Source organism: Sulfitobacter sp. M05 (assembly GCF_029285175.1).
Taxonomy (GTDB): domain Bacteria; phylum Pseudomonadota; class Alphaproteobacteria; order Rhodobacterales; family Rhodobacteraceae; genus Sulfitobacter.
Genome location: NZ_JABEDH010000001.1, coordinates 1,620,527 through 1,641,115 on the forward strand (window position 1 = coordinate 1,620,527; position 20,589 = coordinate 1,641,115).

At 54.4% G+C, this 20,589-nt stretch carries 23 protein-coding genes and 1 pseudogene; 15 read left to right on the forward strand and 9 right to left on the reverse strand.

Annotated features, from left to right (window positions below; all coding sequences use genetic code 11):
* Positions 1–3 precede the first annotated feature (3 nt).
* Together HKX44_RS08020 and HKX44_RS08025 are read right to left on the reverse strand one after the other, a co-directional pair.
* Positions 4–462 carry a (2Fe-2S)-binding protein gene (locus tag HKX44_RS08020; RefSeq protein WP_276150746.1) on the reverse strand — a complete coding sequence of 153 codons (459 nt, stop codon included), beginning with the start codon at positions 460–462 and terminating at the stop codon, positions 4–6.
* Positions 463–562: 100 nt separating this feature from the next.
* Complete coding sequence (locus tag HKX44_RS08025) at positions 563–1,675, reverse strand: S-(hydroxymethyl)glutathione dehydrogenase/class III alcohol dehydrogenase (RefSeq protein ID WP_276150839.1); 1,113 nt, start codon at positions 1,673–1,675, stop codon at positions 563–565.
* A gap of 228 nt (positions 1,676–1,903) precedes the next feature.
* On the opposite strand from HKX44_RS08025, the gene HKX44_RS08030 reads away from it, so the two are divergent.
* The 5 genes from HKX44_RS08030 to HKX44_RS08050 all read left to right on the forward strand — a co-directional run bounded on the left by HKX44_RS08030 (position 1,904) and on the right by HKX44_RS08050 (position 5,802).
* Positions 1,904–2,134, forward strand: a complete 231-nt coding sequence (locus HKX44_RS08030; RefSeq protein ID WP_276150747.1) for a DUF2061 domain-containing protein — start codon at positions 1,904–1,906, stop codon at positions 2,132–2,134.
* A 122-nt stretch (positions 2,135–2,256) separates the two neighbouring features.
* Positions 2,257–3,159: a metal ABC transporter substrate-binding protein gene (locus tag HKX44_RS08035; RefSeq protein WP_276150748.1), complete on the forward strand. Its 903-nt coding sequence runs from the start codon at positions 2,257–2,259 to the stop codon at positions 3,157–3,159.
* 17 nt (positions 3,160–3,176) lie between these two features.
* Positions 3,177–4,070, forward strand: coding sequence for a manganese/iron ABC transporter ATP-binding protein (locus HKX44_RS08040; RefSeq protein WP_276150749.1), 894 nt, complete (start codon positions 3,177–3,179; stop codon positions 4,068–4,070).
* Positions 4,070–4,945 carry a metal ABC transporter permease gene (locus HKX44_RS08045; RefSeq protein WP_276150840.1) on the forward strand — a complete coding sequence of 292 codons (876 nt, stop codon included), beginning with the start codon at positions 4,070–4,072 and terminating at the stop codon, positions 4,943–4,945. Before HKX44_RS08040 ends, HKX44_RS08045 begins: the two co-directional genes overlap by 1 nt.
* Complete coding sequence (locus tag HKX44_RS08050) at positions 4,945–5,802, forward strand: metal ABC transporter permease (RefSeq protein WP_276150750.1); 858 nt, start codon at positions 4,945–4,947, stop codon at positions 5,800–5,802. The genes HKX44_RS08045 and HKX44_RS08050 overlap by 1 nt, the downstream gene beginning before the upstream one ends.
* 97 nt (positions 5,803–5,899) lie before the next feature.
* Here the strand turns inward: HKX44_RS08050 and HKX44_RS08055 are convergent.
* Together HKX44_RS08055 and HKX44_RS08060 are read right to left on the reverse strand one after the other, a co-directional pair.
* Positions 5,900–6,196, reverse strand: a pseudogene (locus tag HKX44_RS08055) (transposase); the annotation flags it as partial.
* Positions 6,197–6,597: 401 nt separating this feature from the next.
* On the reverse strand, positions 6,598–8,748 hold the full coding sequence (locus HKX44_RS08060) for an esterase-like activity of phytase family protein (protein WP_276150751.1): 2,151 nt from the start codon (positions 8,746–8,748) through the stop codon (positions 6,598–6,600).
* Between the two features lie 305 nt (positions 8,749–9,053).
* On the opposite strand from HKX44_RS08060, the gene HKX44_RS08065 reads away from it, so the two are divergent.
* From HKX44_RS08065 to HKX44_RS08085, 5 genes are all read left to right on the forward strand, one after another.
* Complete coding sequence (locus HKX44_RS08065) at positions 9,054–10,358, forward strand: extracellular solute-binding protein (RefSeq protein ID WP_276150752.1); 1,305 nt, start codon at positions 9,054–9,056, stop codon at positions 10,356–10,358.
* A 72-nt stretch (positions 10,359–10,430) separates the two neighbouring features.
* Positions 10,431–11,312, forward strand: a complete 882-nt coding sequence (locus tag HKX44_RS08070; RefSeq protein WP_276150753.1) for an ABC transporter permease subunit — start codon at positions 10,431–10,433, stop codon at positions 11,310–11,312.
* 11 nt (positions 11,313–11,323) lie between these two features.
* Positions 11,324–12,205 carry an ABC transporter permease subunit gene (locus HKX44_RS08075; protein WP_276150754.1) on the forward strand — a complete coding sequence of 294 codons (882 nt, stop codon included), beginning with the start codon at positions 11,324–11,326 and terminating at the stop codon, positions 12,203–12,205.
* Between the two features lie 10 nt (positions 12,206–12,215).
* Complete coding sequence (gene ugpC, locus HKX44_RS08080) at positions 12,216–13,256, forward strand: sn-glycerol-3-phosphate ABC transporter ATP-binding protein UgpC (RefSeq protein ID WP_276150755.1); 1,041 nt, start codon at positions 12,216–12,218, stop codon at positions 13,254–13,256.
* The gene (locus tag HKX44_RS08085) at positions 13,253–14,254 is read left to right on the forward strand and encodes an endonuclease/exonuclease/phosphatase family protein (RefSeq protein WP_276150756.1); all 1,002 of its coding nucleotides are present in this window, start codon (positions 13,253–13,255) and stop codon (positions 14,252–14,254) included. The genes ugpC and HKX44_RS08085 overlap by 4 nt, the downstream gene beginning before the upstream one ends.
* A gap of 441 nt (positions 14,255–14,695) precedes the next feature.
* Here HKX44_RS08085 and HKX44_RS08090 read toward each other — a convergent pair whose 3' ends face one another.
* The 3 genes from HKX44_RS08090 to HKX44_RS08100 are packed head-to-tail and all read right to left on the reverse strand — an operon-like array spanning position 14,696 to position 16,279.
* Positions 14,696–15,703 carry an ABC transporter permease gene (locus HKX44_RS08090; protein WP_276150757.1) on the reverse strand — a complete coding sequence of 336 codons (1,008 nt, stop codon included), beginning with the start codon at positions 15,701–15,703 and terminating at the stop codon, positions 14,696–14,698.
* 20 nt (positions 15,704–15,723) lie between these two features.
* Entirely contained in the window at positions 15,724–15,867 is a 144-nt protein-coding gene (locus HKX44_RS08095; protein ID WP_276150758.1) for a hypothetical protein, read from the reverse strand.
* Entirely contained in the window at positions 15,839–16,279 is a 441-nt protein-coding gene (locus HKX44_RS08100) for an ATP-binding cassette domain-containing protein (protein ID WP_276153705.1), read from the reverse strand. Before HKX44_RS08100 ends, HKX44_RS08095 begins: the two co-directional genes overlap by 29 nt.
* 606 nt (positions 16,280–16,885) lie before the next feature.
* On the opposite strand from HKX44_RS08100, the gene HKX44_RS08105 reads away from it, so the two are divergent.
* The 5 genes from HKX44_RS08105 to HKX44_RS08125 all read left to right on the forward strand — a co-directional run bounded on the left by HKX44_RS08105 (position 16,886) and on the right by HKX44_RS08125 (position 19,764).
* A complete protein-coding gene (locus tag HKX44_RS08105; protein ID WP_276150760.1) occupies positions 16,886–17,749 on the forward strand; it encodes a minor capsid protein in 864 nt (287 codons plus the stop codon).
* Entirely contained in the window at positions 17,746–18,261 is a 516-nt protein-coding gene (locus HKX44_RS08110; RefSeq protein WP_276150761.1) for a hypothetical protein, read from the forward strand. Before HKX44_RS08105 ends, HKX44_RS08110 begins: the two co-directional genes overlap by 4 nt.
* A gap of 418 nt (positions 18,262–18,679) precedes the next feature.
* A complete protein-coding gene (locus HKX44_RS08115) occupies positions 18,680–18,988 on the forward strand; it encodes a DUF1778 domain-containing protein (RefSeq protein WP_276150762.1) in 309 nt (102 codons plus the stop codon).
* Positions 18,981–19,523 (forward strand): GNAT family N-acetyltransferase, encoded by a 543-nt coding sequence (locus HKX44_RS08120; protein WP_276150763.1) that lies wholly within the window; start codon positions 18,981–18,983, stop codon positions 19,521–19,523. The genes HKX44_RS08115 and HKX44_RS08120 overlap by 8 nt, the downstream gene beginning before the upstream one ends.
* 73 nt (positions 19,524–19,596) lie before the next feature.
* Positions 19,597–19,764, forward strand: a complete 168-nt coding sequence (locus HKX44_RS08125; RefSeq protein ID WP_276150764.1) for a hypothetical protein — start codon at positions 19,597–19,599, stop codon at positions 19,762–19,764.
* A 137-nt stretch (positions 19,765–19,901) separates the two neighbouring features.
* On the opposite strand, the gene HKX44_RS08130 is transcribed toward HKX44_RS08125, so the two are convergent.
* Both HKX44_RS08130 and HKX44_RS19990 read right to left on the reverse strand, forming a co-directional pair.
* Positions 19,902–20,117, reverse strand: coding sequence for a hypothetical protein (locus HKX44_RS08130; protein WP_276150765.1), 216 nt, complete (start codon positions 20,115–20,117; stop codon positions 19,902–19,904).
* A 68-nt stretch (positions 20,118–20,185) separates the two neighbouring features.
* A complete protein-coding gene (locus HKX44_RS19990) occupies positions 20,186–20,545 on the reverse strand; it encodes a DUF6626 family protein (protein WP_346348171.1) in 360 nt (119 codons plus the stop codon).
* Between the last annotated feature and the right edge of the window lie 44 nt (positions 20,546–20,589).

Below are 20,589 nucleotides of genomic sequence, written 5' to 3' on the forward strand. Positions count from 1 at the left end.
GGATCAGCCCTCCTGCAAGCGGCTGGCCGCAGTTTGTACAGCCGCCCGAATGCGCGGATAAGTGCCACAACGGCACAGGTTTGCACTCATCGCGGCGTCAATCTGATCATCGGAAGGGTCTGGATTAAGATCCAGAAACGAGGCCGCCTGCATGATCTGACCGGATTGACAGTAGCCGCATTGCGCGACCTGATGTTCTGCCCATGCCTTTTGCACAACATGCAAAGCGGCGGGCGTGCCCAGCCCTTCGATCGTGGTGATGTCCCCGTCGACATCCGCCGCTGCCACCTGACAGGACCGCACTGCAACCCCGTCCATATGGACGGTACAGGCCCCGCATTGGGCAATCCCGCAACCGTATTTCGGCCCGGTGATGCCCAATTCGTCCCGCAGGACCCATAATAGCGGCATGTCGCCTTCGACATCCACCTCGTGCTCGGTTCCGTTTACAGTCAACTTCATGGCGCGGCTCCTGGCTGGATTATCCAGAAAAGGTAGGTGCCGCGCCCCTATTGGACAAGTTCGACTTCACGTCATCGGGCAAAACCCGACGTTTTGTGGATCAGAATTCCACTACCGCACGAATGCTCTTGCCTTCATGCATCAAATCGAAACCGTGGTTAATTTCATCCAGGGTCAGCTTGTGGGTGATCATCGGGTCGATCTCGATTTTGCCGTCCATGTACCAATCAACAATTTTTGGCACATCCGTGCGCCCCTTCGCCCCGCCAAAAGCCGTGCCACGCCAGACGCGCCCGGTAACCAGCTGGAAAGGACGGGTAGAGATCTCGGCACCCGCCGGGGCCACACCGATGATGATGCTCTCGCCCCAGCCCTTATGCGCACATTCCAATGCGTCGCGCATGACCTTGGTGTTACCGGTCGCATCAAAGGAATAATCCGCCCCGCCTTTTGTCAGCTCGACCAGATGCCCGACAAGATCATCCCCAACTTTGGACGGGTTCACGAAATCGGTCATCCCGAAATAGCGGCCGGTTTCCTCTTTGTCGTCGTTCAGATCGACACCGACAATCTGGTCCGCACCGGCCAGCCGCAGGCCCTGAATGACGTTCAGGCCGATACCGCCCAAACCAAAGACCACACAGCGCGCACCGATCTCAACCTTGGCGGTGTTGATCACCGCACCAATGCCCGTGGTCACACCGCAACCGATATAGCAAATCTTGTCAAAGGGGGCGTCTTTGCGCACCTTGGCCAGCGCAATCTCTGGCACAACCGTGTGGTTGGCAAAGGTTGAGCAGCCCATGTAGTGGTGGATCGGCGTCCCATCCAGCATTGAAAAACGTGTGGTGCCATCGGGCAGCTGACCCCGCCCTTGCGTGACGCGGATCGCCTGACACAGGTTAGTCTTGCCCGACAGACAGTATTCGCATTCACGACATTCAGGCGTGTAAAGCGGGATCACGTGATCCCCGACTTCCAGCGTGGTCACACCTTCGCCGACTTCAATCACGACGCCGGCCCCTTCGTGGCCCAGAATGGCCGGAAAAATCCCCTCGGGGTCATCACCGGACCGGGTGAACTCATCAGTGTGGCACAGGCCGGTGGCCTTGATCTCGACCAAAACCTCCCCGCGTTTTGGCCCCTCAAGGTTGACCTCCATGATCTCAAGCGGTTGGCCGGCGGCGACGGCGACTGCGGCGCGGGTTTTCATCATCGTGGTGTCCTCCATCAGGTTTTCCTCAGGTGGCCTATGGCCATGGACGATGTCAAGAACCGGTAAGCGACACCGCTTGTTGCGGACCGACCACCCAGAACCCGAGCGTTCAAAAAAATCACAGTTGTTTTGGATTGTCATCAGTTGTCGCAAATTATGACAATTCTCGGAATGGTACCTTCGGCCCTTCCAGAACTATCAAGCCTAAAACCACCGGAGGCACCAATGGATTTGAAAAAACGCACGTTCGCCAAGGCGATGACTTGGCAGATCACCGGTTTCTTCATGATGATCGCCATCGGGTTTTTCACCACGGGATCATTGAACGCTGCGGGCGGGATGGCGGTTGCAGCATTTCTAACCGGCACGATCAGTTATGTCCTGCATGAACGCATCTGGCAACGCATCAGCTGGGGCCGTCTTTCGGATGTCCAAAGCCATCAAGACCCCCCATAGCACCCTCCCCTGCTCAGAACGATGCCAGCCCCCTCAAATGAGAATAACTCGCAACAGGCTTGACATTTGTTGCGAATGATTTGCATGTAGGGCGCAGAGACGCATTCAGAGTGGAGTTTGAAATGACGAATCGACGCGCGACATCTCTTGCAGCCGGCCTGTTGGCCACCGCGTTGGCAACAACCGCTTCGGCAGACGATAAGATGAAGGTTGTGACAACATTTACCGTCTTGGCCGATATGGCTGCCAATGTGGCAGGTGACGCGGCAGAGGTTGTATCCGTGACCAAACCGGGCGCTGAAATTCACGGCTACCAGCCGACCCCGCAAGACATTGTGCGCGCCCATGACGCCGATCTGATCCTGTGGAACGGCATGAACCTTGAGCTGTGGTTTGAGCAGTTTCTCTCCAACATGTCGGATGTTCCCGCCGCAACATTGACCGATGGCATCGACCCGATTTCGATCGCCGCGGGCAGCTACACCGGAAAACCCAATCCACATGCCTGGATGGGTTTGGACAACGCGTTGATCTATGTCGATAATATCGCCAGGGCCATGTCCGAAACCGATCCGGAAAATACGGCGACCTATGACGCCAACGCAGCCCGCTACAAGCAAGAGCTGCGTGACACGCTTGAGCCGTTGAAAGCCGCCATTTCCGACCTACCCGAAGATCAGCGTTGGCTGGTGACCTGCGAAGGAGCATTCAGCTACCTGGCGCGGGATCTGGGCCTGCAAGAACTGTACCTCTGGCCGATGAACGCCGATCAGGTCGGCACCCCACAACAGGTACGCGCAGTAATCGACGGCGTGCGGGATAACGACATTCCGGTGGTGTTCTGTGAAAGCACCGTCAACACGGCCCCCGCAAAACAGGTCGCCCGCGAAACCGGTGCCACCTATGGCGGCGTGTTGTACGTCGACAGCCTGTCAGGACCAGATGGGCCGGTGCCGACCTACCTTGACCTGCTGCGTGTGACGACCACAACTGTCACCGACGGGCTTAGCACCGCCTCGAAATAGATCGGCAAGGAAACCCCATGTTGCAAAAGACCGAAACCGCACCACTCCAGACCGACGTCACGGGCGCGGGACTGACGGCGCAGGACGTCACGGTAACCTACCGCAACGGGCACACGGCCCTGTGGAACGCAAGTTTCGACATCCCACGCGGCACGGTGACCGCATTGGTGGGGATCAACGGGGCCGGGAAATCCACGTTGTTCAAGGCGATCATGGGGTTTGTGCCCACAGCCAAGGGTGCCATCAGCATCCTGGGGATGGATGTTAAGACCGCCCTGTCACGCAATTTGGTCGCCTATGTTCCACAAGCAGAAGAGGTTGATTGGGACTTTCCTGTGCTGGTCGAAGATGTGGTGATGATGGGCCGCTATGGGCACATGGGTTTCTTTCGGCGCCCCAAACAGGCAGATCATGAAGCAGTCGATCAAGCTCTGCTTCGCGTCAACATGCAAGACTTCCGCCACCGCCAGATCGGTGAGCTGTCGGGCGGGCAGCGCAAGCGCGTCTTTCTGGCCCGTGCCTTGGCGCAGGACGGACAGGTCATCCTGCTGGACGAGCCCTTCACCGGTGTGGACGTCAAGACAGAAGAGCAGATCGTCGCCCTGCTGCGCGAACTGCGCGATGAAGGACGGGTGATGCTGGTTTCCACGCACAACCTTGGCTCGGTGCCGGAATTCTGTGATCGCACGATTTTGGTCAAGGGCACGGTGCTGGCGCATGGGTTGACCGAAACCACCTTTACCCGCAGCAACCTGGAACAGACCTTTGGCGGGGTGTTGCGCCAGATCACCCTTGGCGGTGACACGCTGCATGACGACGAAGACGCACGGGCCGTCACAATCTTTACCGATGATGAACGCCCTTTTGTGCAATACGACGACAAGACACACCGGGCGGATCAGGGATCATGATGGACACCCTGCTGCAACCGTTTGGCTATGGCTATATGGTTAACGCCATGTGGGTTTCTGCACTGGTCGGCGGGGTCTGTGCCTTTCTGTCCGCCTATCTGATGCTCAAGGGCTGGTCGCTGATTGGCGATGCCCTGTCCCATTCCGTGGTGCCGGGGGTGGCCGGTGCCTATCTGCTGGGGCTGCCCTTTGCCTTGGGGGCCTTTCTTGCCGGTGGCCTTGCGGCGGGGGCGATGCTGTTTTTGTCAGAACGCTCTGGCCTGAAGGTCGATGTGATCATTGGGCTGATCTTCACATCGTTCTTCGGGCTGGGCCTGTTTATCGTATCGGTGAACCCGATGGCGGTTTCCGTCCAGACCATTACCATGGGCAATATTCTGGCGATTACCCCCGAGGACACGCTGCAACTGGCGCTGATTGGATTTGTGTCGCTGGCCGTGCTGCTGGCCAAGTGGAAAGACCTGATGGTCACGTTCTTTGATGAAACCCACGCCCGCACAATCGGTTTGCGGCCCGGCCCGCTGAAGGCGGTGTTCTTTGTCCTGCTCTCGGCCTGTGTGGTTGCGGCGATGCAGACGGTTGGGGCGTTTCTGGTCATCGCGTTGGTCGTCACACCGGGGGCCACTGCTTACCTTTTGTGTGACCGGTTCCCGCGGTTGATCGCCCTGTCAGTAGCCATCGGATCAATCACCAGCTTTGTCGGGGCCTATGTCAGTTATTTCCTTGATGGGGCAACCGGCGGTGTCATCGTCTGCCTGCAAACAGTGATCTTTCTGGTGGCCTTTGTCCTTGCCCCCAAACACGGATTGCTGGCCGCGAAACGCAAGGCCGCTGTAGCCCTGCGCGATGGGCCTGCAACACAGGAGGCCCTGTGATGGATATTGATACGCTTACCCTGCCGTTCCGCTTTGGTTTTATGCAGAACGCCTTTCTGATTTCGATCATCGTTTCTGTGCCGACGGCCTTGCTGTCATGTTTTCTGGTGGTCAAAGGCTGGGCCTTGATGGGAGATGCTGTCAGCCATGCGGTGCTGCCCGGTATTGTTCTGGCCTATATCCTCGGCCTGCCACTGATCGTCGGGGCCTTTGCCGCCGGCATGACCTGTGCAGTCGCCACGGGATACCTGTCCAGCAATTCGCGGATCAAACAGGATACGGTGATGGGCGTTGTGTTTTCCGGCATGTTTGGCCTTGGCATCGTGATGTATGTCTCGATCGAGACCAACGCCCACCTCGATCACATTCTGTTCGGCAATATGTTGGGCGTTGATGCCGCTGAGTTATGGACCGCTGGTCTTATCTCGCTTGGGGTTGGCCTGATGCTGGCCCTGAAATGGCGCGACTGGTTGTTGCACAGTTTTGATGCGGCACAGGCGCGCGCGTCGGGACTGCGGGTGAACTGGTTGCATTACGGGATGCTGGCCGCCCTGTCGCTGACGATTGTTGCGACACTTTCTGCGGTGGGGCTGATCCTTGCCATTGGGTTGTTGATCGCGCCGGGAGCCATTGCCTTTCTGCTGGTGCGCACCTTTGGCCGGATGCTGTGGGTATCGGTGGTGGTTTGCATGGTTGCGATGCTTTCGGGCAGCTACCTCAGCTTTTTCCTTGATAGCGCCCCTGCCCCGACGATCATCCTGATCCTGACGGCAATGTTTATTGCCGCGTTTATACGGCGGCAAATGGTGACGCGGGCGATGTCGACGCGAAACAAGGAACAAGAGAGCACGGTCTGACGCGTGTCCGGCTTTGTTGCACAAATCAGGCGAAGGACGCTCCCCCTTACGCCAGAGGGACTCAGCCTTCACCTTCGGCCTTGATACCTGCTCCCTCGCGGCGACATAAGGTGCTGAAGTCCGGCGCGGTCCAGTCCAGCCTGACCAATCGCAACAGGCTCTGGACGAACCCAGTTGTCTGCCGAAGCGGCATGCCAAACAGGACCTTCAACGTCAGACACGTCTGAATGGCGGCATCCCTGAATTGCTGTTGCCGACCTCGCTTGCCGTTTGGCGGCCGCGTCCAAACCATTTCCGGATCAAATCAATTCGACAACGATCCGCGCTGCTAAAAGCAGTCATTGTAAGACGACCAGTTCTTGGTCTTGTACTTCGAAGGGGTCCAACTGCTCATGACTTCAGCTATCACGCTGAATTCATACAGTGATTCCCTTCAGACGATTTGTGCGACAAAGCCCTACAGTTGCGTAGCTTGAATACATGTCTCGCAAATGTGGCCAATCGTTTGGTGGTCAAACAAAAGAAAACTGCGATCCAGGTGAGGTGTTCTAAGCCCAATCTATGTATTGAACTAGATGTCGGATTTTTCCCAAGACCAGTCGAACCCCCGCCGCTTTGTCACTCGGAACGGACTGGCATGGTAACTAGGGTCATAAGCCTAAGTAATTTTCCGCCCTAAAGCGGTGTGTTTTTACGTTTTCGAGGCGCAGAGAGACTCGTTTCGTGAGGTGGGATTAGCGTTGTTGTGGCGATGCGCAATTTTCATCGCGCATCGCCGTGTCGGGCTTTGAAAGTCTAGAGCTTTCCGAGGGACCAGAAGAAGGTTTCTCCTGAACTATCGTCGACACCATCATTGTCGGTGCTCGCCCATGCAGTGCCATCCGCGAAGATCGCCAGACCTTCGACTTTATCAACGACGTAACCGTTATTGGATTGCAGGTCTGGTATCAAATCCATGGCCGCTTCTTTTTCAACGACGGGGAGATCGCTCCCGAGGGCGGCAGGGATCATCTGGTCGCCTGAGATGCGGTAAACCATTTTGATCGCTGCATTCGCCCCAATTTGGTTGTCGCGTTCAATCACATAGACATCACCGTCATGTGCAACGATCTCTGACAGGCCGACCCAGCCCGTATCTGCGGCAGCTTTGGGATAAAGTACCGCACCCCATTCGCCGGTCTCAATAGTGTAAGACACCAGTTTGACGTGATCGGCAGGATCATCAGCCCATTCGCGCTGGACAGCCATCCACAAGGTGCCATCCACCAGTGTAACACCCTCGAAACCAAACCGGCGCTCTACTGCAAGAAGCTCAGCTGGCAGGGCGATTTCTTCTTCAATCTCGCCGTCGCTGTTCACGTGATACAGACCATGGGGGATCATCCGACCCGTGCGCCCTTCAGACGCCAGCCAGAACCCGCCATCACCGTCCAGTGTGATGCCTTCAAGATCAAGCTTTTGTGCAGCAAACCCGCCGCGTGTGACGGGCAAGGCCGAGGTGATCTGGGCCGGCGTCACAGTGGTATCGATGGTAAAGATCGTCGGTTGATAGCCATAGAAGCTGTCGTTCACGGCATAGACCATGCCATCCTCGCCAGCGACCATGCCCGAGATCGCACCCCAGCCGATCAGCTCGTCCGCGCCGGCAGATGTAAGCTGCGGATAGGTCGCAGGCGCGTCTTGGTACTCATAGATCATGACGTGGCTGCGAATGCCGCCGTCTTCGATGAGGTCGGCCTCGTTGGCGGTGATGAACAGCCCGCGCGACGGGATCGCGATGGCCCCTTCGGGTGCGATCCCTGATGGCAACATTTGGGTTAAGACGGGGGCGGCTGGGTCGGTGACATCGTAGACGCCAACGATGGAAGCCCGCTCTGCCAGAATGAATGCATAAGGCGTGCCGTCAAAAATACCGAATTCCATGCCCTCAGGCTCTGCACCTTTGGCGTCGGACCGTTTGTCGGGGTAATGGCCGTGTTGAACGATTGCGTGCTCAAAGCTGTTATCCGCTTCATAAACTTCGGTGCCGTCTTTGTTGAAGATGGTCCAACCCCGTGCGCCGCCGCTCATGTCGCCTTCGTTGGCGATGGCGAAATGAACGTTGTCAATCCATTGAACCCCGTCCGGCTCACGTAAACGGCCCTCTTGTGACTGCGTAAACAGCAACGCACCACGTTCATCCGTTGTATCGATGTTGGCCAAATCGACCGAACCTGCCGAAAAATGGCTGAGGATATCGCCCGCCTTGTTCATCACAACGAGGTGGTTGTTTTCCTGCATCGTTACAACGATTTCGCCCGCGGTGTTCACGTCGACAAACTCGGGTTCCGGGTCATCAGCACCGATGTCGGCCAAACCATTTACATCGATCTGCACCATGCTGTCACAGACCGGAACATCGTCCTCGATGTCGAGCGTAACAACAAAACCGCCAGGCATCTGGCCAAGGCCACCGTCGCCCAGATCCTCGTCGCGTTCGTTTTCAATCGCGATCGCGATAAAGCTGCCGTCCGGTGCAATCGCCGTGCTGTCGGGCTGTCCGCCCAATTCGCAGGCGGCCACTTCGGTCCCTGTGGTAATATCGAAGGCCTTCAACAGACCTGATGGTGCGGTGTAGCTTTCGGATGTGTTCACGCCCGTCATGGCGATGTTGCCCAAGACGGAAACGGCCGTCGGCTCACCGCCGACAGTGATGTTGCCCAAGGCCACGGGTGCGCTGGGGTCGGTGATATCGATCATGCCGATTACGCCAAGCGGGCTGTCTGAGTAAACCAGCGTCATCCCGTCGCCAGAGGCGCTGATGATCTCGGCAGAGGATTCCGCCGCTGGGTCGGCATTGTTGGTGAAGGTCGCGAAACTCGCGATGCGGTTAAAGTTCATCTCTGCGAGCGCGCCAGTGGCCGCGAGTGCGAAAGTCGACGTTATGCCGATGAGCCTGAAAGACATTCCATATCCCCTAATGATTGTTTTGCGGGGCACTGATTGGCGGATTTCGTAACGCTGGAATGACACGAACGTAACGGGCGGATGAAACGTGTCGGTACGACTGCGTTTTTACAATTTATATACAAATCCTTCATAAATACGTCACCCAGCCGCAGTAGCGGGCATGGCATGCGGACGATCTGCATGTCTGTCAAGCGGGGAACTTCTCTCGGTCATGACGGATTTATCCGAATTTGGGCGCCCTATGACGTCCGAAAAACAACTGCCTGCATTGAGTGGGCACTATCTGATACCGGAGTACAATAATGAAGAACATCGCAATAAGCTCAGCTGCTGCGCTTAGCATGTTGGCAAACTCTGCATTTGCCGAAACCGAAATTACATGGTGGCACGCAATGGGCGGTGCCCTTGGTGAAACCGTCAATGAAATCGCTGAAGGTTTCAACGCCAGCCAAGACGAATACACGATCACGCCTGTATTCAAAGGCACATACGAAGAAACCCTGACAGCCGGCATCGCCGCGTTCCGCGCAGGCGAGCAGCCAAACATCATGCAGGTGTTTGATGCAGGCGCTGCGACTGTTATCGCGGCTCAGGGCGCAACTGTTCCGGTTCAGGATCTATTGGAAACCAATGGTGCAGACTTCGAGATCGAAGATTACATTTCCGGTGTGCGTTATTTCTACGCTGACGCCGACGGCAAGATGATCGGCATGCCATTCAATTCGTCCTCGCCTATCATGTATTACAACGTGCAGGCGCTCGAAGAAGCAGGCGTAAAGCCACCCGTCACGTGGGAAGAATTTGAAACGGTCACAGCACCAGCATTGAAAGATGCCGGTTACGTTGCCCTGTCCCAATCACACCTGCCATGGATTTTCGTTGAAAACTTCATGTCCCGCCACGACCTGCCCTTCGCGACCAACAACAACGGTTATGATGGTGCAGACGGTACTGAAATCCTCGTGAACATTGACCCGCTTAAGGCGCATTTTACAGCGGTGACCGAATGGCAGGACGCTGGCTACTTTGAATGGTTCGGCACGGGTTGGAACGACAACCAGACACCGTTTGAAGAAGGCGACGTCGCGATCTGGTTCGGCTCTTCTGGTTCTTTTGGCGGTCTGTCACAGAAAGACCTCGGCTTTGATTTTTCTGCGACATACCTCCCTTACTGGGAAGCGGTCACAACTGAACCAAAGCAAACCTTTATCGGTGGCGCGGCTTTGTTCGCGATGTCTGGTCAGCCTGCCGAAGAAAACGCAGCAACCGCTGCCTTCTTTGAATACCTGAGCTCACCAGAGGTTCAGTACATGTGGCACCGTGAAACAGGCTACGTGCCAATCACGACGGCTGCGTATGAAATGGCAACAGCTGACGGCCATTACGACCGTTTCCCTGCTGCTGAAACAGGTATCCTGCAGCTGTCTTTGGACGCGAGCGAAAACACACGCGGCTATCGCATGGGTTTTTACGTTCAAATCCGTGACGTGATGAACCGCGAATTCGGCCGCATCCTGACAGGCGAAACATCTGTTGATGACGCGTTCGACATTATCGAAACAGACGCGAACGAGCTTCTGTCCCGTTTCGCGCAAACACAGAACTAAACCACTCCGGTTTAATCATGGCGATCGCACCCAGGTGCGGTCGCCCCCATTTCAAATACCTCCGAGGAATTTATGAAACGAGCAGGCTTCGCCACGCGTTGGCTTCCTATTCTATTGTTGCTGCCGCAATTGGCGATCATCGCTGTGTTTTTTTACTGGCCCGCCGCGCACGCTGTGCAGTCTTCTTTCTATCTCGAAGATCCGTTCGGGTTTGGCTCTAGCTTTGTGGGGTTTGACAACTACACACATCTTGCTGGCAATTCTGAATACGGACGCATCGCAAAATTCACCCTTTTGTTTACTGTATTGGTCACGTTCTTCTCACTCGCGTTGGCGCTGCTGCTCGCAGTTAAGGCAGACAATGTGATCCGCGGAGCAAAAGCCTACCGTACCCTGTTGATGTGGGTTTACGCCGTCGCGCCCCCTGTCGCGGGATTTATTGGACTGTTGATGTTCAACCAAAGTTGGGGACCGCTTGCAGAGTTGGCGAAATCCATCGGTTGGGATTTCAAACTCGGTGTGAACTTCGGTGACACGGCAACGGCAATGGTTCTGGTTTCGGTTTGGAAACAAGTTCCGGTGAACTTCATCTTCTTCTTATCCGGCCTGCAATCCATACCCAAATCCGTGCGCGAGGCTGCACTGATTGATGCGAAATCATCCTTCCGCCGCTTCTGGGATGTGACATTCCCGCTGCTGGCCCCAACGGGCTTCTTCTTGCTGATCATCAACATCACCTACGCACTGTTCGATACCTTCGGCGTTGTTGATGTGTTGGTTAAGGGCGAGCCAGGCAACAACCCAATGACCCTTGTCTACAAGGTCTATGTTGACGGGTTTCGCGGCAATGACATTGGCGGTTCTTCCGCACAGTCCGTCATCTTGATGGTTCTTGTCCTTGCCTTGACAGTCTTCCAGTTCCGGCTGGTCGAACGCCGCATCCACTACACATAGGGGGCCAGATCATGACCGACACCACATCAACTCCAATCGCCAAACGCCCCCTGAAATGGACCCACGTCATGGATCACCTTATCTTGATCCTTGGGGCGTTGTTTATGCTGGTCCCCCTTTTGATGGTTCTGCAAACAACAACCACAACCGACCTAGAAACCATCAAGAACGGGCCTGAATTCGTCATCGGAGATCAGTTCGACGACAACTTCATGTCCGCCATGTTTCAGGCTTCCGGATTTTCCGGCGAGAACACCGGACTGCGGATGTTAATGAACTCGCTCATCCTTGGGATCGGCTTTGCCTTAGGCAAAATCGTGATCGGTATGATGGCCGCCTATGCGCTGGTTTATTTCCGGCTGCGGTTTGCCACCCTTGCATTCTGGCTTATCTTTACGACCTTGCTGCTACCGCTCGAGGTGCGCATCCTTCCGTCATACGAGGTTGCCCAAAAGCTGGGCCTTCTGAACACCTATACCGGATTGATTGTGCCGCTGATCGCCTCGGCAACGGCCACATTCTTCTTTCGCCAGTTCTTCCGCTCTGTCCCCGAAGAGCTGGTCGAAGCTGCGCGTATTGATGGGGCTGGTCCGGTGAAATTCTTCATCGATATTCTTGTGCCTTTGTCACAGACCATGATCGCTGCGATGTTCATCATCATGTTTGTATTCGGCTGGAACCAGTACCTCTGGCCAACAATGGTGACGACAGAAGAGGGAATGTTCACCCTCGTGCGTGGCATCAAACAGCTGACCCAAGACCTGGAAGGGACAAACATCCCCGAATATGGCCGCGCCAATATGCTGGCCCTTATCGCGATCCTGCCGCCCGTGCTGGTCGTGATCTTTTTCCAAAGCTGGTTCGTCAAGGGCCTGACCGAATCCGATAAATAGGACTGAAATAATGGCGCAAGTATCGCTTAAAAATATCCGTAAAGTTTACCCAAACGGCTATGAGGCCGTCGTGCCTACCAGTTTCAACATCGCCGATGGTGAATTTGTCGTGCTGGTTGGGCCATCGGGTTGTGGCAAGTCCACGCTGTTGCGCATGATCGCAGGGCTGGAGGACATCACTGTGGGGGAGTTGTCGATCGGGGATCGCAACGTTAACCACGTCGATCCAGCTGATCGTGATATCGCGATGGTGTTCCAGAATTATGCGCTCTACCCACATATGACCGTGCGTAAGAACATCGGTTACGGGCTCAAGAACCGTAAAACTGCGGCGTCAGATATTGAAGCAAAGGTTCAAGACGCTGCCAAAATGTTGAACCTCACTGAGTTTCTGGATCGCAAGCCGAGCCAGCTGTCAGGCGGCCAAAGACAGCGGGTTGCCATGGGGCGCGCCGTGGTACGTGACCCCGCGTTGTTCTTATTTGACGAACCGCTATCAAACTTGGATGCCAAGTTGCGTCACCAGATGCGGATCGAGATTAAAGCCCTGCAGCGTCGACTGGGTGTTACCTCGATCTATGTGACGCACGATCAGGTCGAAGCGATGACCATGGCTGACCGGATCATCGTGCTAAATACTGGCCGCATTGAACAAATCGGCACCCCAACCGAGATATACCACCGCCCTGCATCCACTTTCGTTGCCAGCTTCATGGGGGCTCCGCCGATGAACCTGCTTAACGCAGAGAGTGCCGATGGCCGTGTGCATCTTGGGGGGGATATGAGCGTTGCTGCCAGCACCGCCGACGGCCCTGTCATCTGGGGCATTAGGCCCGAAGATATCGAGATCGACCCCACAGGGGACATCCCGTTCACGGTCGATATTGTCGAAGAACTGGGCGCGCACCGCCTGCTACACGGTCAACTGAATGGACAAGATCTTACCATCCACGTCAGCAAAGATGTTGTCGTTTCCGCAGGTCCGATCCGAATTTCCATCAATCTAGACGCGGTGGTTCTGTTCAATCCCGAGACGGGTTTGGCGCTATGATCACAACACAGCTGTCTGATCTGCCGCCGATCACGCAGGCGGAGCGAGGCCGTATCTTGGCAGCGCCACGCACCGCTGACGCCCACCGCGCCTTGCTTGCAGAGATGCCCGCAATGAATGCCGTGCAACTGGGCGGTACGGCCTCGGCGACTACCTTGCCAGCTCGGTTCACGGTCGCGGCATGGAATGTGGAACGTTGTCTTTTTCCTGAAGACACGGCGTCCCACCTTATGCCCGTTGCCCCGGACATCGTGCTTTTGTCCGAAGTCGACCACGGGATGGCGCGCACCGGCCAGCGCCACACCACCAAGGAAATGGCCGCACAGCTTGGCATGGCCTACGCTTTCGGGGTGGAGTTTCATGAACTCGATCTCGGCGGTGCTACTGAACGCGCGTATTGCCAAGATCATTTCAATGCTCTGGGATGGCACGGCAATGCGATTCTGTCGCGCGTTCCGTTTGAGTGCACGGCACTCATCCGGCTTGACGACCACGGGCATTGGTTTGCCGATGCAAGTGCGACCGCGGATCCAAAGCAACCTCGACTTGGCGGGCGCATGGCGATCGCTGCGGTTGTTACGACCGAATGCGGACCTCTGTGCGTTGTCTCTACACATCTTGAAAGCAATGCAGACGCCGCCCATCGACACATCCAAATGCAGCGATTGCTTGATGCGGTTGAGGTCTTTGCACCTGACATGCCCGTCCTGTTGGGGGGCGATCTGAATACTGGAAACCACTTGCCCCCGCACTTCGACTGGCGCAATGAGACCTTATTTTCACTCGCACAGGACCACGGTTTCACATGGGAGTTTACCGCGCCGGGGAACACAACCCGCCCCAGCCTCATCACACCGCATCCAGATCGTGTGATGAAACTTGATTGGCTCGTCGGTCGTGGTTTGAAAAATCTGGACAACGGCATCGCTCCGTCGACAATGGCGAACGGCAAGCCGCTATCGGATCACGATTTTGTCTGGTGCAAAGCCGAAATTTGAAAGTAGCGGCGATGGTCGTGTCATCGGGATTCAGCATATTTTGGTCTTCACGATTGTTTAATGACCGCTTTTGGTCAGCTGCTCCGCAACGTCCTATTTATGAGGCAACGGCAACTTTGACCCGTGAGGCCTGAGGTTACTTTGCCGTCTACCCGGAAGTGGTCAAACGTACCGAGCGCAGCATCGGCTAGTTTGGGCTCCTTGCGGCCTAATGCACTTGCAGAGATTGCAGGCCCTAGTTCCTTCGGACATCAGTTATTCAGTCTGATGCTATGCTCTCGGCATCATCGCTGTGCTGATGTCTGGGTATGGGTACCCGCACCTAGGTGACGACAAATCTCAATAGGTCAAAAAGAGAACGCCGCCCGATGATATCGGACAGCGCGATTTCGTGTAAGAAAATGCGGCCTCGAATAGAACAAGAGCGCCTTGTCAATTCGGTCAGCCGAACATGCGGACCCGGAAGGCGTCGATTGCCACGGCCACGAAGATCATAAAGCCTCCGATCATACCGACATAAAATGACGGAACCGAGATGATTGCCAGGCCGACTTGGATCACGGTCAGCAATAGGACACCTCCTAAAACGCCGACAACGTTTCCGCGCCCGCCGAAAACAGAAACCCCACCGGTAATCGGGGCCGCAATGGCATAGAGAAGGAAGCTTTCACCTTGATTCGACGTGATCGCCATTTGCCAAGAGGCTAACAGCATGCCCGCAATGCCCGCCAAAAAACCCGAAAGAGCATATGTCTTGATCTTGATGGCATCGACGCGGATACCGGCTGAGTTCGATGCCGTCGGATTGCCACCAACAGCATAGACAGAACGCCCAAAAACGGTACGAGTGAGCAGCACGCCCAGGCCAATGATTGAGGCGATAAACACCAGCGGCATAATCGGCCAACCTCCTGCAACAGTCGCCTGTCCGATCCACGTGTACCCATCACCAAGCTCGGTAAGGGTTTTGCCGCGTGTCATCGCCAAAAGCGCGCCTTGAAGAATGATCATCATCGACAAAGTCTGAATGAGGGAGACCATTTTCAATCGCGTGATACACAAGCCATTAAAGAAGCCAATGCCCGTCGCGACAGTAACCCCGATAAGCCCTCCAATCCACCAAGGCAGTCCCAGTTGCGCCATCGCTATCGCCCCAACAGCCGACGAAAAGCCCATATTCGCGGGGATCGACAGGTCAATTTCAGCAACGAGCAACGGCAAACACATCGCAAGTCCCAACATCCCCAAGACCGTGGCCTGAACCATGATGTTTTGCATGTTGAAGATGGTGAAAAAGAACTCGTTGAATAGGCCAAAGAGCACCACAAGCGCTACTAGCCAGATCCAAACGACATTTTGCAATGTCCACTTGAGCAGCTTGTTGTCTTGCGTCCCCTTACGGGCCGGCGTGGATTGCACTGGGATGACCCCGATTGTTGCGTCTGTCATGTCTTCCTCCCCTTGCATTGTTATCCGGTGCCCATGATCTGACGCAGCCGGTCCGTCTGAATATCATCGCCTTGTAGAACCGTTGAAATGCGGCCTCCCGAGAACACGCAGACGCGATCTGCGGCATGGACAAGTTCATCCGTATCCGTGGAGACGATGATCACGCAGACACCTTTTTTTAGTCAGTTCATCAATGATCCGTAGTACGTCCTGCTTGACCCCGACATCGATCCCGCGCGTGGGTTCATCAAGGATCAGCAAACGTGGGTTTGTCGCCATGACGCGTCCAAGACACACCTTTTGCTGGTTGCCACCGCTTAGGGTGTCGACCAATGCCTCGGGCCCGGCAGCCTTTATCGCCATGGAGGCGAAGTAGCCGTCAGACAGTTCTTTTTCGGCGTTGCGATTGATAAACCCATTGCGGGATACTGCTGTCAGCGACGACAGGGAAATATTCTGCCCAATCGACATTTGGGCCACGGCGCCATCCTTGCGTCGATCATCAGACAGGTATCCGATACCGAGGTCAAACGCGGCTTTGGGGCTGGCGGGCATCGCGCCAATATCGCCCGACATGGTAATCGTTCCCGTCGACGGGATCCTTACGATGGCAAAGCTCTGAGATGTCATTTGCCAAAGAGTACCAAATTGTTTGTCTGTGGAGTTTGTGATGGCCCATACTGACCGGCTTCACCTGTCACTTGAGGCAAAGGCTCACAACATAACAAAATACAAATTTGTCGCGCCTGAACCCTACCAAATTCGTTTCCTTGGCAATCTGACAACAGTCGCTCTCCCCATCAGGTGGCAACATAACAAATGCAACTCACACGCAGAAACGTTTGATATTACAGTCATTTGGATCGTTCGGCATGAAGCAAGCAAAGGTCCTCACAGAAAAGGAATTCAAACGCGCACTAGCGATCTGCGAGACCATGCAGAACGGCAAGCGCATCCCTCATCTCTGAGCCCGTCTCAAAGGCGTTCAGATATCAGTTGAATTGTGAGTGACGCCATTGGGGACCTTTGAACTGTGGGGTCCCGTGCAGCTATGGCGATATGGTTCAAAGAGCGACTTAAGAGTGATTTCGAACAAAGACGCAGAGCGTTCGTTTGGTTAACAGAAAATTAGCTGCTCCGAACGAGTCTGGGCGATAATGTCTGGAAAAGGGTGGCACCACGATGTTCGTCGATCAGAACTTATACAAAAAGGCGTTTGAGGCATACGTTCGCAAAGGAACGCCCATTGAACTGTCTATCAAGCAAGCACGACCAACCACCCACTATGTTTGGCGCACCCGCAATGATGGCAAAGTTCGTTCATCGCATGCTGATCGAGAAGGACAAGTTTTTTCATGGGATGATCCTCCCACTGGTGGTCATCCGGGGAAAGATTATAACTGTCGATGCACTGCTGAACCCTATTCCGCTGAAATATCCGAGTTTTTGCGCCTCTCAATCAATGGACTGGGCACCAAGTCCGGTTGGTCCAGCACTGACTTCGTAAATCACTACTTTAGCGGTGGTGGGCGAGGCGTTACGCTTAACCAAATCGGACATAGCCAAAAGATCATATCGGCCTTTTTTGATCGGCGTGGCGAGGCTCTTAAAGGTCAAATAGCAAGCGCAGCAAGAAGTACTCGAGGCGGTTCCATATCCTATGGCTTTGAAAACACGTATGATATGACAGGAGTTGTCTTCAGCATCAGCGACACAACAATCGGCGGATCATTTTCTGGGCAAAGCATCGAACAAAACGGCATCATTGAGCTTTCGGGGAGCTTGGATCTGTACCTTGATGACGAATTCGCAGACCCATTGGACGTTGGGGTGGAAGTGGATGATTACCGCCCTGGCAGTATTCTGTATGACAATATTCACAGGCCTTTGAGCGATTACCTAAGAGGCCGCGCTGGATCGCCAACTGGCGGTCAGCAACGATTGGGCGTTCGTGACGGGAAGCCATATGCCATCACCGGAACATGGTTCGGCTCCGTTGAAGGTCGAATCTATACAGATCCGTCTCGCAGTCAGTACACAAGATGATCGCACCCTTCCGCGCAATTGTCGTCACATTATGTAGCTTTGCGATCCTGAGTGGATTGGGTCTGGCAGCTCTGGTGTTGGGGTACTCTGTTAAGTTTGGTAAGTGTGTCAAACTGCCGAATGGAAGCGAACTCAGCTACGAGGCATTTGTCGACTTGGGCAACAGCTTTCTGAGACCGGATGTTGTGCTGCGTGATCCAGAGGGTGCCATCATTGGCAAGGAAATTTGGCCAATACACATCACAAGCACTGCGACCCACGGAACCGCTTGGCCGGAACGGGATAACTCAAAGCCAGATTTTTCCTTTGTTTGGACCGCTAACACTGGCTTAGTAAAGCAAGTGGACAACCCGTCTTTGTATGCTGAATTGCTAGCCACCGCCAATTCGGCGTCAGACTACATCGGAGCACCGTTCGAATTGCACGTGAATACTCTTTGGATGTTCAAACGGCTTTCAGAAGACGAGCGGTACATAGGACGATCATGTGTAACACAGCTTTTCACATTTTAGACTTCAAAATCAAAACTCTAACGCCACAATATCACTCAAAGAGCACCATACGCACGGCAAGAAGCGTTGCTACCGTGCTGTGCTAGGGTATTTTGGCGTTTTTAGTGATTTATGCCGCAAAGCAGAATTCCAGCAAGTTATTGCTTTTACTTAAAGTAAAATGGTGCCCGGGGGCGGAGTCGAACCACCGACACGAGGATTTTCAATGCGCGTAACGACGGGTTAAGTTATTGATATTGCTGAACCGAAATCAAACTGTGCTAGCTTTGTGTTAAGTTTGGCATGAACACGCGGACTGATGTTTTGGGACCATAAAGCAGCGGACCAAGTATACTTCGACAAATGATACGAGAAATCAGCACCATCTTGACATGTACGTACATCGTACATTACATGGGTATTGAGCTAGGAGTGTCTAATGATCCCCGCAAGCGACCCAACATCGGCACTTAACGAGCCTAAGTCTCAGCGCAAAGACCTTCGGTTTAAGCCGTCGGTGATTGATGCAATCGAACGTGCATCGAATGCTGTTGGCATGGACAGCAGCACATTCATCACAACAGCTGCGTATCGTGCCGCGCAGGAGGTTGAAGCTGCGCAGCACAAAACAGTTGTTTCGTCAGAGGCCTTTGACGCGTTTGCCGCTGCTGTTGATCGTCCAGCGCAAGCCAATCCCGCTTTGTCTGTTCTGTTCGAAAAGCGAAGCGCATTGCTAGGCGATGACTAAACCGAAGTTCAGGGTTCAGAAATTCGACAAAGCCTCGCATGATCACGAGGCTTTTTCTTGTGGCATTCCAGCCATGGATAGGTGGTTCAACGAAAGCATCTCTGATCAGATCAAAGCCAACCGAACTCGCGTTTGGTGCGCGGTTGACCAAACCGGCAACGTTGTCGGTTTCTATGCGTTGTCCGCCCATGCCGTCGAACCTTCCAGTTCTCCTGCTCTTGCAACTCGAAGAGATCGGCATCCGATCCCTGCCGTGTACCTTTCTGCCTTGGCAACTGATCTATCGGCTCAAGGGCAAGGACTAGGCAGTGCACTCATGGCGGATGCAATGGCCAAAGCCCTAGAGATTTCAGAGATTATAGGCGCTGCGGCTTTGGTTTTGGATGTGCTCCAAGACAACGCCTATGCCAAACGACTGAAATTCTACACAGACCTTGGGTTCACACGAATCGATCCTGACGTAAATCCGAATAGAGTACTCCTATCAATCAAGGAAATTTCACAGTCTTCCGCGATGCGGCAGAAACTCAAGTAACTGAAATCAAGTCACTTATTGACGGATGGATAGAGATGTATAGCTTGCAGACAGCCTTGGACGGATCACATAGATGACGAACGATGAAGTTGATGAGCAGCTTGCTGAAAACCTCAAAGCCCGCCTCAAAACCCTTCGTTCAAAGTTCATCGAGATGGATAGTGGTGATACTCTCTTCGAAGATATTCGGCTCATGCTGAGAAAGCTCGACGAAGACCCGTTTAGCGAGAAACTTGATTAAATCATGTTTACATAGGCCTGTAGAAAGGTGCCGAGCCACCCAATTCCAAGACCTCGAGCTGCAAACATCAGGTTCATATTCCAGAGCGGAGTTTCATAAGTTGGTTTGGAGCCAGCCCATGACAGAGTTGGCACCGATCATCGGTGTATCTCCGTCACCTGCTCTCGTTCGCCGTCTTCCCCGCGCACCCATTTGCGGATTTCCTCGAGGAATTCTTCATCCCGCAGCTCAGCTTCAGCAGCTTGGATTTGCAGCTCGAGCTTACGCAGGAGGTTCAGTCGCTTCTTCGCAACCGGCGAAACGGGCGTTTTCTGAGAGCTCACAGTGAGCGAAAGTTGGGAAAGATGTTGCATGGCATGGGCCTTCTTATGTGGAACATGCCGGGATCAGTTAATGCCACCTGGATCGAAGAGCGACTGGTTTATGCGTCTTCCAGCACCTGCAAGTCATCCATCACCTCTACAAAAGTCATCTCCACGTTGATCCGTGCCACCAATTGTTCCAACTGATCATACGCTTGGTTTAGATTGGCGGCATAAGGTTGCCGGAAATGCGGGTTTCCGACGAATGTGGCCATGATGGTTTTGGTCACACTCATTAGTGTTTCCAACACGCGCCGACTTGGTTGGCGGTTTCGCGTGATCATGCAGGAATAGTATGACGGTGCCATCCCCAGTATTCTGCGTGAAAATGCCTGTTGGGAGCGTGTCAGGTTGTTTTGTCGATATAGTTGGAACGCATCTCGCAGGATGTTGTCGCCTGCGTATTCATTGTATCTCATGGATTATTTCCTTTGCTGCTCAGCTATTTATCCGCGCAGCAACG

Coding starts and splice junctions, on each gene's coding strand:
- ugpC (WP_276150755.1), top strand. CDS start 12,216: ATGGCGCAAGTATCGCTTAAAAATATCCGTAAAGTTTACCCAAACGGC.
- HKX44_RS08075 (WP_276150754.1), top strand. CDS start 11,324: ATGACCGACACCACATCAACTCCAATCGCCAAACGCCCCCTGAAATGG.
- HKX44_RS08090 (WP_276150757.1), bottom strand. CDS start 15,703: ATGACAGACGCAACAATCGGGGTCATCCCAGTGCAATCCACGCCGGCC.
- HKX44_RS08100 (WP_276153705.1), bottom strand. CDS start 16,279: ATGTCGGGCGATATTGGCGCGATGCCCGCCAGCCCCAAAGCCGCGTTT.
- HKX44_RS08020 (WP_276150746.1), bottom strand. CDS start 462: ATGAAGTTGACTGTAAACGGAACCGAGCACGAGGTGGATGTCGAAGGC.
- HKX44_RS08045 (WP_276150840.1), top strand. CDS start 4,070: ATGGACACCCTGCTGCAACCGTTTGGCTATGGCTATATGGTTAACGCC.
- HKX44_RS08120 (WP_276150763.1), top strand. CDS start 18,981: ATGACTAAACCGAAGTTCAGGGTTCAGAAATTCGACAAAGCCTCGCAT.
- HKX44_RS08060 (WP_276150751.1), bottom strand. CDS start 8,748: ATGTCTTTCAGGCTCATCGGCATAACGTCGACTTTCGCACTCGCGGCC.
- HKX44_RS19990 (WP_346348171.1), bottom strand. CDS start 20,545: ATGAGATACAATGAATACGCAGGCGACAACATCCTGCGAGATGCGTTC.
- HKX44_RS08040 (WP_276150749.1), top strand. CDS start 3,177: ATGTTGCAAAAGACCGAAACCGCACCACTCCAGACCGACGTCACGGGC.
- HKX44_RS08035 (WP_276150748.1), top strand. CDS start 2,257: ATGACGAATCGACGCGCGACATCTCTTGCAGCCGGCCTGTTGGCCACC.
- HKX44_RS08030 (WP_276150747.1), top strand. CDS start 1,904: ATGGATTTGAAAAAACGCACGTTCGCCAAGGCGATGACTTGGCAGATC.
- HKX44_RS08025 (WP_276150839.1), bottom strand. CDS start 1,675: ATGAAAACCCGCGCCGCAGTCGCCGTCGCCGCCGGCCAACCGCTTGAG.
- HKX44_RS08070 (WP_276150753.1), top strand. CDS start 10,431: ATGAAACGAGCAGGCTTCGCCACGCGTTGGCTTCCTATTCTATTGTTG.
- HKX44_RS08130 (WP_276150765.1), bottom strand. CDS start 20,117: ATGCAACATCTTTCCCAACTTTCGCTCACTGTGAGCTCTCAGAAAACG.
- HKX44_RS08065 (WP_276150752.1), top strand. CDS start 9,054: ATGAAGAACATCGCAATAAGCTCAGCTGCTGCGCTTAGCATGTTGGCA.
- HKX44_RS08105 (WP_276150760.1), top strand. CDS start 16,886: ATGTTCGTCGATCAGAACTTATACAAAAAGGCGTTTGAGGCATACGTT.
- HKX44_RS08125 (WP_276150764.1), top strand. CDS start 19,597: ATGACGAACGATGAAGTTGATGAGCAGCTTGCTGAAAACCTCAAAGCC.
- HKX44_RS08085 (WP_276150756.1), top strand. CDS start 13,253: ATGATCACAACACAGCTGTCTGATCTGCCGCCGATCACGCAGGCGGAG.
- HKX44_RS08050 (WP_276150750.1), top strand. CDS start 4,945: ATGGATATTGATACGCTTACCCTGCCGTTCCGCTTTGGTTTTATGCAG.
- HKX44_RS08110 (WP_276150761.1), top strand. CDS start 17,746: ATGATCGCACCCTTCCGCGCAATTGTCGTCACATTATGTAGCTTTGCG.
- HKX44_RS08115 (WP_276150762.1), top strand. CDS start 18,680: ATGATCCCCGCAAGCGACCCAACATCGGCACTTAACGAGCCTAAGTCT.